Annotated in this window: 13 protein-coding genes; 5 read left to right on the forward strand and 8 right to left on the reverse strand. The window is 43.9% G+C overall.

What is annotated here, in order from left to right; all coding sequences use genetic code 11:
- Positions 1 to 110: 110 nt before the first annotated feature.
- Positions 111 to 485: a DUF3888 domain-containing protein gene (locus BBA02S_RS05610; RefSeq protein WP_061786748.1), complete on the reverse strand. Its 375-nt coding sequence runs from the start codon at positions 483 to 485 to the stop codon at positions 111 to 113.
- A 120-nt stretch (positions 486 to 605) separates the two neighbouring features.
- On the opposite strand from BBA02S_RS05610, the gene BBA02S_RS05615 reads away from it, so the two are divergent.
- Positions 606 to 1,475, forward strand: a complete 870-nt coding sequence (locus tag BBA02S_RS05615) for an alpha/beta fold hydrolase (RefSeq protein ID WP_041113476.1) — start codon at positions 606 to 608, stop codon at positions 1,473 to 1,475.
- Between the two features lie 62 nt (positions 1,476 to 1,537).
- On the forward strand, positions 1,538 to 2,416 hold the full coding sequence (locus BBA02S_RS05620) for an alpha/beta fold hydrolase (protein WP_041094669.1): 879 nt from the start codon (positions 1,538 to 1,540) through the stop codon (positions 2,414 to 2,416).
- A gap of 40 nt (positions 2,417 to 2,456) precedes the next feature.
- Here the strand turns inward: BBA02S_RS05620 and BBA02S_RS20555 are convergent, their stop codons facing one another.
- Entirely contained in the window at positions 2,457 to 2,588 is a 132-nt protein-coding gene (locus BBA02S_RS20555; RefSeq protein WP_156136526.1) for a YfhE family protein, read from the reverse strand.
- Between the two features lie 73 nt (positions 2,589 to 2,661).
- The gene (locus tag BBA02S_RS05625; RefSeq protein WP_041094671.1) at positions 2,662 to 2,982 is read right to left on the reverse strand and encodes a YnfA family protein; all 321 of its coding nucleotides are present in this window, start codon (positions 2,980 to 2,982) and stop codon (positions 2,662 to 2,664) included.
- Between the two features lie 184 nt (positions 2,983 to 3,166).
- On the opposite strand from BBA02S_RS05625, the gene BBA02S_RS05630 reads away from it, so the two are divergent.
- The gene (locus tag BBA02S_RS05630; protein WP_041094673.1) at positions 3,167 to 3,607 is read left to right on the forward strand and encodes a universal stress protein; all 441 of its coding nucleotides are present in this window, start codon (positions 3,167 to 3,169) and stop codon (positions 3,605 to 3,607) included.
- A gap of 207 nt (positions 3,608 to 3,814) precedes the next feature.
- Here BBA02S_RS05630 and BBA02S_RS05635 read toward each other — a convergent pair whose 3' ends face one another.
- Positions 3,815 to 4,984 carry an FtsW/RodA/SpoVE family cell cycle protein gene (locus BBA02S_RS05635; protein ID WP_041094675.1) on the reverse strand — a complete coding sequence of 390 codons (1,170 nt, stop codon included), beginning with the start codon at positions 4,982 to 4,984 and terminating at the stop codon, positions 3,815 to 3,817.
- 133 nt (positions 4,985 to 5,117) lie between these two features.
- The gene (locus BBA02S_RS05640) at positions 5,118 to 5,585 is read right to left on the reverse strand and encodes a hypothetical protein (RefSeq protein WP_041094677.1); all 468 of its coding nucleotides are present in this window, start codon (positions 5,583 to 5,585) and stop codon (positions 5,118 to 5,120) included.
- Between the two features lie 166 nt (positions 5,586 to 5,751).
- Between BBA02S_RS05640 and BBA02S_RS05645 the strand changes: the two genes are divergently transcribed.
- Complete coding sequence (locus BBA02S_RS05645; protein ID WP_041094679.1) at positions 5,752 to 6,066, forward strand: thioredoxin family protein; 315 nt, start codon at positions 5,752 to 5,754, stop codon at positions 6,064 to 6,066.
- Positions 6,067 to 6,191: 125 nt separating this feature from the next.
- On the opposite strand, the gene BBA02S_RS05650 is transcribed toward BBA02S_RS05645, so the two are convergent.
- A complete protein-coding gene (locus tag BBA02S_RS05650) occupies positions 6,192 to 6,593 on the reverse strand; it encodes a hypothetical protein (RefSeq protein WP_041113475.1) in 402 nt (133 codons plus the stop codon).
- 196 nt (positions 6,594 to 6,789) lie between these two features.
- Between BBA02S_RS05650 and BBA02S_RS21725 the strand changes: the two genes are divergently transcribed.
- Positions 6,790 to 8,103, forward strand: coding sequence for a globin-coupled sensor protein (locus BBA02S_RS21725; protein WP_052474958.1), 1,314 nt, complete (start codon positions 6,790 to 6,792; stop codon positions 8,101 to 8,103).
- A gap of 177 nt (positions 8,104 to 8,280) precedes the next feature.
- Here BBA02S_RS21725 and BBA02S_RS20560 read toward each other — a convergent pair whose 3' ends face one another.
- On the reverse strand, positions 8,281 to 8,418 hold the full coding sequence (locus tag BBA02S_RS20560) for a hypothetical protein (RefSeq protein ID WP_156136527.1): 138 nt from the start codon (positions 8,416 to 8,418) through the stop codon (positions 8,281 to 8,283).
- A gap of 156 nt (positions 8,419 to 8,574) precedes the next feature.
- Positions 8,575 to 8,886, reverse strand: coding sequence for a winged helix-turn-helix transcriptional regulator (locus tag BBA02S_RS05660; protein ID WP_041094683.1), 312 nt, complete (start codon positions 8,884 to 8,886; stop codon positions 8,575 to 8,577).
- Positions 8,887 to 8,946: the final 60 nt, after the last annotated feature.

The following is an 8,946-nucleotide window of genomic DNA, read 5'->3' on the forward strand; positions in this document are numbered from 1 at the left end:
CACGCGATTTTGTCTGTTATGCGCGCAAAGTCTGCTTTTATGCACGCAATTGCAGCCGTTATGCGCGAAATCCATACGGATACGCACGCCGGCCAGCCTTTTATAAACACTTACCCCTTTTTCACCTGCTTCACAACAAATTCCCCGCTGGACTGGCTATTACTAAGTGTAATAAGGAGTGAGTTAGCGTTCCTCGGCACATTTAGCACGGTTACTTTCAGTGTGATTTCATATTCAATGCCAGGCTTCATTTCTTCTGAAGGCTCAGGAAGGGCCGCTTTTTCTATAGAAACAATATGCGCATTTTCAAACTGCGGAAGCCTGACATGATAGACGCTTCTTATGGATTGTGATATTTGTGGATGGAATTGGGCAATAAGCACGTCTTCCATATCCTCCATGCTTACCTTCTCGGCATTTGCAGTACAGGTGCCGGCAAAAAAGGTAAAAAACAATAACATCGTAAAATAAACTATCCTTTTCAACAGTCTCACCTTTCTTTCACACTTAGTTTTTTCTAAATGCTTTGCCTTTATGAGCGTTAACTTATGCCACTTGCCAAAAGTGGCTATCCTAAAAGAAAGACGAACAGGAGGAAGAAAAGCATGATTTATGAGCATCCCCGAATTAAGCAGTATGTATTGCAGCAGTACGAAGAATATTTGCAGTTATTCGACGGCAAAATAAAAAGAGAGTATGTACAAACCAGGTTCGGACGGACGCATGTATTGCAGCTTGGAAAAGAGGATGGACGGCCTTTATTCATTTTTCACGGGGCCAATTGCTTGAACCCAATGACCCTTTCCTGGTTTGAGGGGCTGTTTGCGGATTATAAGATTTATGCGCCAGATACCATTGGCCATCCAGGCTTTAGCGATGAAAGAAGAATCAATCCTGAGGATCGCAGCTTCGCCCTCTGGACGAACGATTTATTAAATCATTACGGCATTGATTCCTGTGCCTTCGCCGGTGTTTCTTACGGAGGTGGCATTGTATTGCGGCTTGCTGCTTTTTTTCCAGAGAAAATCAGCAGTTCTATTCTTGTCGTTCCCGCAGGCATTAGCCCCTTCTCTAAATGGTGGACGATTAAAAGAATGCTGCTTCCTTTTACTTTATATCAGCTGAACGATTCAACAAAACAAATCCATGCAGTGGCTGATGCAATGTCGGCCGGCAAAATGAAAACAATTGACCGGGAAATTATTGCTACGATCTTTCAGCATGTCAAACTCGAACATGATTTGCCAAAATTGACGACGAAAGCTGAACTGCATCGTTATCGTTCTCCAACGCTTATCATCGCCGGCATGCAGGATGTATTTTTTCCGGAAGGCCAGCTCTTCCAAAGGGCTGCTCATCTTTTTGGCGATTTGCTGGAATGGAAGGCTTATAATATGGGGCACTTCCCTGCTGTTCATCATCTGGAAAAAATGAATGAAGATATGAAAGCTTTTCTGCTTCACCATTATCACTAACTAACTTTTCCCTCTACTGTTGAATGGAAAGTTCTGTTACAGTAGACAAAAAGGGGAAAAAGATGAAAAAACAGAGCATCTACAAAAGCGATCAAGGAAAACAGCTGATTCTGCAGCAATATGAACAATATTTGCAGGCCTTTCCTTTACATATAACAAGAGACTACGTACCAACAAGATTTGGCCGGACACATGTTTTAAGAATGGGAAAAGAGGATGGAAAGCCGCTGTTTATTCTTCAAGGCGGCAATTGTATTAATCCGATGACCTTGTCCTGGTTCAGCCCGTTGCTGAAGGAGTATAAAGTCTATGCTCCTGATACAATCGGCCATCCGGGCTTTAGCGATGAAACACGGGTCTCAGCCAAAGATGACAGCTTTGCCTTATGGCTCAGCGATCTTCTTGATTATTATGATATCGAGCGGGCAGCCTTCATTGGCCCTTCTTATGGCGGAGGAATTATTTTACGGCTCGCTGCTTTTTTTCCTGAGAGAATTGCCTGTTCAGCACTGGTATCGCCAGCCGGCGTCAGCATCGGCTCAAAAGTTAAAATGATAAAAGAGATCTTGCTTCCTTTGTTTCTTTATAAAGCAGGCCATTCATCCCAGCCTCTCGAAACACTTGCCGCTTCCTTGTCGAACGGCAGCATGCAGGCAATCGACCAAGAAATGATCGGACTGATTTTTACACACGTTTCCCTTGAGCAGAATATGCCGAAATTAACAACCCAAAAAGAACTGGCAGGTGCTCGCTTCCCTATTTTGATCGTTGCAGGAGAAGACGATATCTTCTTTCCGGCAGAGAATTTATTCCCAGGAGCGGCCGCTATTTTCGGCGACTTACTGGAATGGCGCGCTTATCATATGGGGCATTTCCCTTCGCCCGCACACATGGAGAAGATAAACACTGATATAAAAAGCTTTCTAATAAAGCACTATTAGCAAAAGCAAGGGCTGTTTTTCCAAACAGCCCTTGCTCAGCTTATTTTTTCTTTTTACTTTTCTCTTTATCAGCCGCATCGGCGCGATTGAATTCATGCTGGTATAACACCTCTTGCGTATCACTGAGCCCGTTGCTTTTGTCCGTCATTTGCTTGTGCGGTTCTTTTCTCATTTTCCTCCTCCTTTCCTCTGTTTATCCCTTACCTTTCCCAGAGGAGAGATGCTTTAATCGGACAAAGGCATCATTAGCTTCGAGGCCATAAAATAACCGCTACTCCAAGCAGACAAATAAAGGCCCCCGCCCAATCGAAAGAATCAGGCGCCTTTTTATCAACAAGCCAGCCCCAAAGCAAGCTCAAAACGATAAAAACGCCGCCATACGCAGCATATACCCGGCCAAAGCTTGGGAACAGCTGCCACGTAGCAACCACTCCGTATAATACCAAGGCGATTCCGCCAAGCAAACCATACCAGCCGGGGCGGCCTTCTCGAAGCCACTGCCATATTAAATAGCCGCCGCCAATTTCAGCTATTCCGGCTAAAACAAACAAAGCTGTTGCTCTCATCGCTTTTCTAACTCCTTCTTGGCATTTTCTTCTCATATTAAACGATGGAATGCGATGCGTAAACCTTGTCATTTTTTGTATAATCATTCACAGTGGATGTTTTCAAAGTGTCCACAACTTTTAGAAATTTCCTGATGTTTCCGGTTAACGGATTAGGTACAATGAAAGAAAAGGGGGATGAACAATGGACATGACCTACAAAAATATTTTAATTGCAGTAGATGGTTCGGATGAAGCAAAAAGAGGACTTGAGAAAGCAGTAGAGATTGCCAAGCGCAATGAGGCAGCTCTTCATATCGTACATATCGTGGACAACGGCTATTTTGCTTCCGTGGAAGCACTGGCCCACGCCTCTATTCCAGACTACAACGAAAAGCAAGGGGAAAAACTGCTTGCAGAGTACAAGGAAGCAGCAGAAGCAGCCGGAGCACCAAGCGTTCACACTATCATGGAAACAGGTTCTCCCAAAGCACTGATTCCAAATAAAATTGCCGATCAGGCTCAAGCTGACTTAATCATCTGCGGGGCAACTGGCATTCATGGCATGGAGCGGGTTTTCCTCGGAAGCGTTTCGGAACGCATCACCCGCACGGCTAAATGCGATGTATTAATCGTTCGCAACTAAAGAAAAAACAGAAAAAACACCCTTCACCATCCGTGCTCCAGCCAGCTATCGATTACATTCTGGCTGGAGCATTTATTCAATCATCTCCGCCTAAGCATTCCTATTGTGCAGCCTCATCGGCGGCATACCTGCATAAACCTCTTCTTCCTTATACACAAAAACGGAGCCCGACAGAAAACTTTGTCGGGCTCCGTTCTATGAAGATCGCTATCGATCTGAAGAAAACATGTATTGCCGTTCATTGAAGGTCATGGAGAAAATCAAGCTGATGGCAAACATGTTCCCCATCAGTGAACTTCCCCCATAGCTGATGAATGGCAGCGGGATACCTGTGATCGGCAGAAGTCCGATCGTCATGCCAATGTTTTGGAACGCATGGAACGTAATCATCGCGATAACGCCGGCGCACATATACGTATAGTAAGGAACCTTTGTGCCCAAAGCTAGTTTAGTAATATGATAGACTAACAAAAAGAACAGGCTGACGACAATGCTGGCGCCGATAAAGCCGTATTCCTCACCGATAATGCTGAATATAAAGTCCGTATGGCTTTCCGGAAGATAAACTTCCCGGTAGCCAAACCCTTTTCCCATCGTCTGTCCCGAGCCGATCGCAAGCAACGATCTCGTTAAATGAAACCCGGTGGAACTCTCATACGTGTAGGGGTCCAGCCACGAATAAATACGGCCGAACTGGTACTGTTTCACGCCAAGATATTTTTCCAACAGGAGCGGATGCCAAAGCACCATATAGAAAATACCAGCAGTCAGCGCGGCGGCCGAGCTGAATAGCGGCAACAGAATTTTCCATGTAATACCGGAAACAAAGATCATGCCAAGCAGGATCGATAAAAACACAAGTGATGTTCCAAGGTCAGGCTGCTGCATAACAAGCAAGAGCGGAAACAATGTAACAAGCCCCAGCTTAATAAGCAGCCACATATCGGAGCGAATCGTCTTCACCGGATTTTTTTGGTGATGGACGATCAGCACGCGGGCAAGCGTCAAAATTAAAAAAACTTTAATAAATTCCGATGGCTGCAGCGACAATCCCGGCAGCTGAAACCAGCTTTTTGCGCCGTTAATTCGGGGAGCAATGCTTGGCGGAGATACGATCAACAGCATCAGCAGCACAATGCCAAGACCATATAAATACCAGGCCATGCCCATTAACTGCTCGGAGTCAAACCGGACAACAACCAAAATGATCCCGATGCCGACCATATAGTAAAGAACTTGCTTCAATACGAAGTTGCTGTCATACTGACCTGTTGTCTGAGCGCTGTAAATCGCAATGCAACTTGTTATAAACATCATTAACAATATTAATATCAAGCCGTAATCGATACGGCTGGAGTTTTTATTTGGAGAAGTCATGAAAGGATGCCTCTTTCTTATAAAATTACACATCTTACATTATAACGTTAAAGTGTAATTTCACAACAGTTTAACATTGACTAGTGTGAGAAAACTGCTGGAAAAAATGGTGCATCCTTTTCTTTTCCTGCCGCTAATCCCAATGATTGAACACAAGCTCTCCTATGGTACACGGCTGCCAGTGGACAATTTGTCCCATCTCCGCGCTATTTAAGTCATTTTCTTGCCCAACTGAAACCACGGGGGCCTTTTTTATCTGTAACAATTGATTTAATTCTTTCTCTTCACAAACATAAAAGCCTTTAAAGATTTCACTTAACGCCGGTTCATCGTAAAAAATAATATGCTTAAAAGACACCGAGGCCGCAAAAGCGATAATTGGATAGTGGGCATTCATCAAAATATGGATTCGTTTCGTTCCATTGTCAAGAACAGCTTCAAAAAAATTCGTATCGACACGCGGCGGCTGAAAGGTTATCAGCTCCGCCTCTATGCTCCGTGCAGCTTCAAAACACAATTTCTTAAAGAGCTTCCCGTCATTTCGCGGGGGCGGATTTTCGCCGCTATTATAAAATCCTGTGATTCCATAGGATAAATGCATCGCACTGCTCCTTTCAATATGTAGAAGTTCTCCCTTATTATAAAAAAAGCAGCCGCTTTCCACTCCCATTTAATAAAAGCTTAAAGAAATTGAAATCTTTTATTTGTCTCCAGCCTGTCCAAGTCATACAATGGAAATCAGAATGATAACTGAAGGAGAATGAAAAATGGAAAGAGTGCAAAGTAAAGATCAGTTTCAACAACTAATTTCCCAAGAAAAACCGGTAATTATGAAATTTACGGCCGGCTGGTGTCCGGATTGCCGCCGCATGGATATGTTCATTGATGATATTATCGCTGAATATACCCAATATGATTGGTATGAAATCGATCGTGATGAATTTCCTGAACTCGCAGAAAAGTATGATGTAATGGGCATTCCAAGCTTGTTAATCTTTAAAAACAGCGAAAAGCAAGCCCATCTTCATAGTGCCAATGCCAAATCACCAGAACAAGTCATTGAATTTCTGCAATCTATCTAAATCCTCTGCGTCCCGGTGCCTGCTGCCGGGACGCTTTTCATCGCAAGGCTATAAAAGGAGGACTGCTTTTCTCTCTCCGCCGCTGCGCTAAGCTCGGAAACGATAGGACGATTCCTGTCTCCTTATCACTGAGCCTGTGCTTTAAAAGGCTCCTTTTCCTTCTTTTCTGCCAGGCCAGCGTGCCGGAATTCACCAGCGAGGATGCCCGCTGCTCCCCCTGACGCGTAAGCGAGTGCCCATAATTCATCTGATAACAAAAAGATAGTGAGTGACAAAAGAACATAAACCGGCCATGCATACCAAAGCGACATAAAGAGATGATCCTCTCCGCGTTCTCTCCAAAGGATGCCTTTGGAGAGAACAAACCGGTAAACAGCGGAGATATACCAAAAGAAACAGACGGCTCCTAACAGAGCAACTCCAACAAAAGCCCAATCCATATAAAAAGCAATAAGAAAAGAAGTGAAAAACCACACACCGAAGACAACAAGAATATAAGGGTTTATAAGAAATTCTCTGATTTTCATGTTTTTTGCTCCTCTCTTCTTTCTATACCTTATGCGCGCAGTCCGATATAAAGACACGCAACAAAAAAGACACAACATTTTGTTGAGTTCTGTTAATAATTTTTGTAAACCTCCGATAACAAAAGAAGAAACAATTCCTTCACAAATCCATAAGGATCTGTTGCCTTAAAGGATGGGAATTATTAGGAGTGGAAGTATGAACTTTTTGAGAATAAAGCCGAGGAGAACCGCTGAAAGAATCGTTTCTTCAACAGTGCCGGCAGCCGGACGGCTGTCGATCCGTCCGGGAGACAAGATGATGAATCAAATTAATATGATCAACTTATCTGAACGGGACCTAGGTATCGTTAAAACGCTTCAGCCTCTCGTGGAAGAGCACCTGGATTGTATCGTCAACACATTTTATGATGCCATCGGCAAACAGCCCGAACTGCTGGATATTATCAGTGAACACAGCAGTGTGGATCGATTAAAAAAAACACTAAGACAGCATATGAAAGAGTTATTCAACGGAGAAATTAATGAAGAGTTTATTGAAAAACGGCGGCGCATTGCCAACGTACACGTGCGCATCGGACTGAAAACACAATGGTACATGTCCGCCTTTCAAGAGCTTTTCAACTCTTTGATTTGGCTGATTTCTCAAGAAGACCGAACAACTGATGAGAAAATCGAAGCTATTTCCTCTGTATCCAAGCTATTAAATTTAGAACAGCAGCTCGTTCTTGAAGCCTATGAAAACGAAGAAGAACGGCTCCGCCTGATCGTTCAGCAAAAAAGAGAATCAATGATTGCGAGCGTGCATTCCGTTTCCCAAGAACTTGCTGCTATTTCGGAAGAGACAAGTGCTTCGCTCAAAGAACTCAGCTTAAAGTCTGACTCCATCTTGCAGCTTTCCAAAGAAGGAATGACCCTCGCTGACGAATCGGCCAGCCACTCCGTTCGCGGACAAACCATGCTGAAAGATCAGGGAGAAAAACTGCAAGACATCCGAACGGCTGTCTTGGACATTCAAGCATTCTCCACTGAGCTGAACCACATCGCATCCAGCATCACAGAAGTCATTACTATCGTTGGCAACATTGCCGGCCAGACGAATTTGCTGGCATTGAATGCTTCTATTGAAGCGGCGCGCGCGGGCGAGTACGGCAAAGGCTTTGCTGTCGTTGCGGAAGAAATCCGCAAGCTTTCCGATCAAACAAAAACATCTACTGCAAATGTGTCCGATCACATCATGAAAACAAATCACTTAATCGGCCAAATGAGCCAATCAGTTGATAAAGTAAATGATTTAGTCATAGAAGGCATGGAAAGCATGGGAAAAACAGATGAAGATTTTAACGAATTACTGGAGCTCATCACGAATACGAAAAAGCAAAATCACCGTATTGAAGAAGAGATGGCTCAGCTTAATCGCATCGTCGATGAAATTGATCATGCTTCCCAGGAGGTCGCCAATTCCGCTGTTGCCTTGAGCGACTCGACCGACGATCTTCACCATGACAATTAATACTGAAAAAGCACTCCCATCGTAATAGGGGAGTGCTTTTTTCGCGGTTTTGAGCCCCTGATACAAGGACGTTTGCCTCTTCACTCCCGGAGACGAAAAAGAAACGTCGAGAAAATACCCTTTCTCCACGCTTTCTTTTCGTTCAAACCTAACCCGATAAGCCGGGCAAACTCATTTTTAATTAGTTGGCGCAACAGCCCATTCCACTTTTTCTTCAATTAACTTAAGCACGCTATTTAATGTAGCCTCTTGTTTCTGGCCCTCTTCATAAGCCTCTCTCATAACTGAAAGAAATTGCTGCAGATCTTGTGTCATGTGTTAAGCTCCTTTAGTTTAAAATGTGATTAGGCTGCTTCCTTGTACGGCCCAGGCCGAAGCTGTTCCATCCCGGCAAGTAAGCTTGATGCAAAGAGAACTACTTGTTCCCTTCCCTCCTTTTCCACCTTGTTTCACTTTTTAAACAGAGTCTGCTTAAACTTCCACCCATTCCTCCGCCCATTTAGAGATTTCTTTCATAACAGGCTGAAGCGCTCTTCCTTTCTCCGTCAGCTCATATTCTACACGCACAGGCACTTCTGCATACACCTTCCGGGTAACAAGTTCTTCTTCTTCCATTTCTTTCAAACGCTCTGTCAGCAGCTTGCCGCTGATTGGAAGGTCCGCTTTAATTTCCGAGAACCGTTGCGGCCCGGAAAGAAGCTGATTAATAATTAAGCCGGTCCACCGCTTTCCGAGCATCTGCATTCCCTTTTCAAATTTAGGGCAAAGCTGAAAATTTCCCATCAATTTCACCTCTTCATAGCCTTATTATACCCTTTTTTCTCTAAAAAGAAATCTATTTAC

Source organism: Bacillus badius NBRC 15713 (assembly GCF_001591605.1).
Taxonomy (GTDB): Bacteria; Bacillota; Bacilli; order Bacillales; family Domibacillaceae; genus Pseudobacillus; species Pseudobacillus badius.

Excerpts from the sequence above, each read along its gene's own strand:
- BBA02S_RS05615 (WP_041113476.1), top strand. The coding sequence starts at position 606 with ATGATTTATGAGCATCCCCGAATTAAGCAGTATGTATTGCAGCAGTAC.
- BBA02S_RS05625 (WP_041094671.1), bottom strand. The coding sequence starts at position 2,982 with ATGAGAGCAACAGCTTTGTTTGTTTTAGCCGGAATAGCTGAAATTGGC.
- BBA02S_RS21725 (WP_052474958.1), top strand. The coding sequence starts at position 6,790 with ATGAACTTTTTGAGAATAAAGCCGAGGAGAACCGCTGAAAGAATCGTT.
- BBA02S_RS05640 (WP_041094677.1), bottom strand. The coding sequence starts at position 5,585 with ATGCATTTATCCTATGGAATCACAGGATTTTATAATAGCGGCGAAAAT.
- BBA02S_RS20555 (WP_156136526.1), bottom strand. The coding sequence starts at position 2,588 with ATGAGAAAAGAACCGCACAAGCAAATGACGGACAAAAGCAACGGGCTC.
- BBA02S_RS05645 (WP_041094679.1), top strand. The coding sequence starts at position 5,752 with ATGGAAAGAGTGCAAAGTAAAGATCAGTTTCAACAACTAATTTCCCAA.
- BBA02S_RS05660 (WP_041094683.1), bottom strand. The coding sequence starts at position 8,886 with ATGGGAAATTTTCAGCTTTGCCCTAAATTTGAAAAGGGAATGCAGATG.
- BBA02S_RS05630 (WP_041094673.1), top strand. The coding sequence starts at position 3,167 with ATGGACATGACCTACAAAAATATTTTAATTGCAGTAGATGGTTCGGAT.
- BBA02S_RS05620 (WP_041094669.1), top strand. The coding sequence starts at position 1,538 with ATGAAAAAACAGAGCATCTACAAAAGCGATCAAGGAAAACAGCTGATT.
- BBA02S_RS05635 (WP_041094675.1), bottom strand. The coding sequence starts at position 4,984 with ATGACTTCTCCAAATAAAAACTCCAGCCGTATCGATTACGGCTTGATA.
- BBA02S_RS20560 (WP_156136527.1), bottom strand. The coding sequence starts at position 8,418 with ATGACACAAGATCTGCAGCAATTTCTTTCAGTTATGAGAGAGGCTTAT.
- BBA02S_RS05650 (WP_041113475.1), bottom strand. The coding sequence starts at position 6,593 with ATGAAAATCAGAGAATTTCTTATAAACCCTTATATTCTTGTTGTCTTC.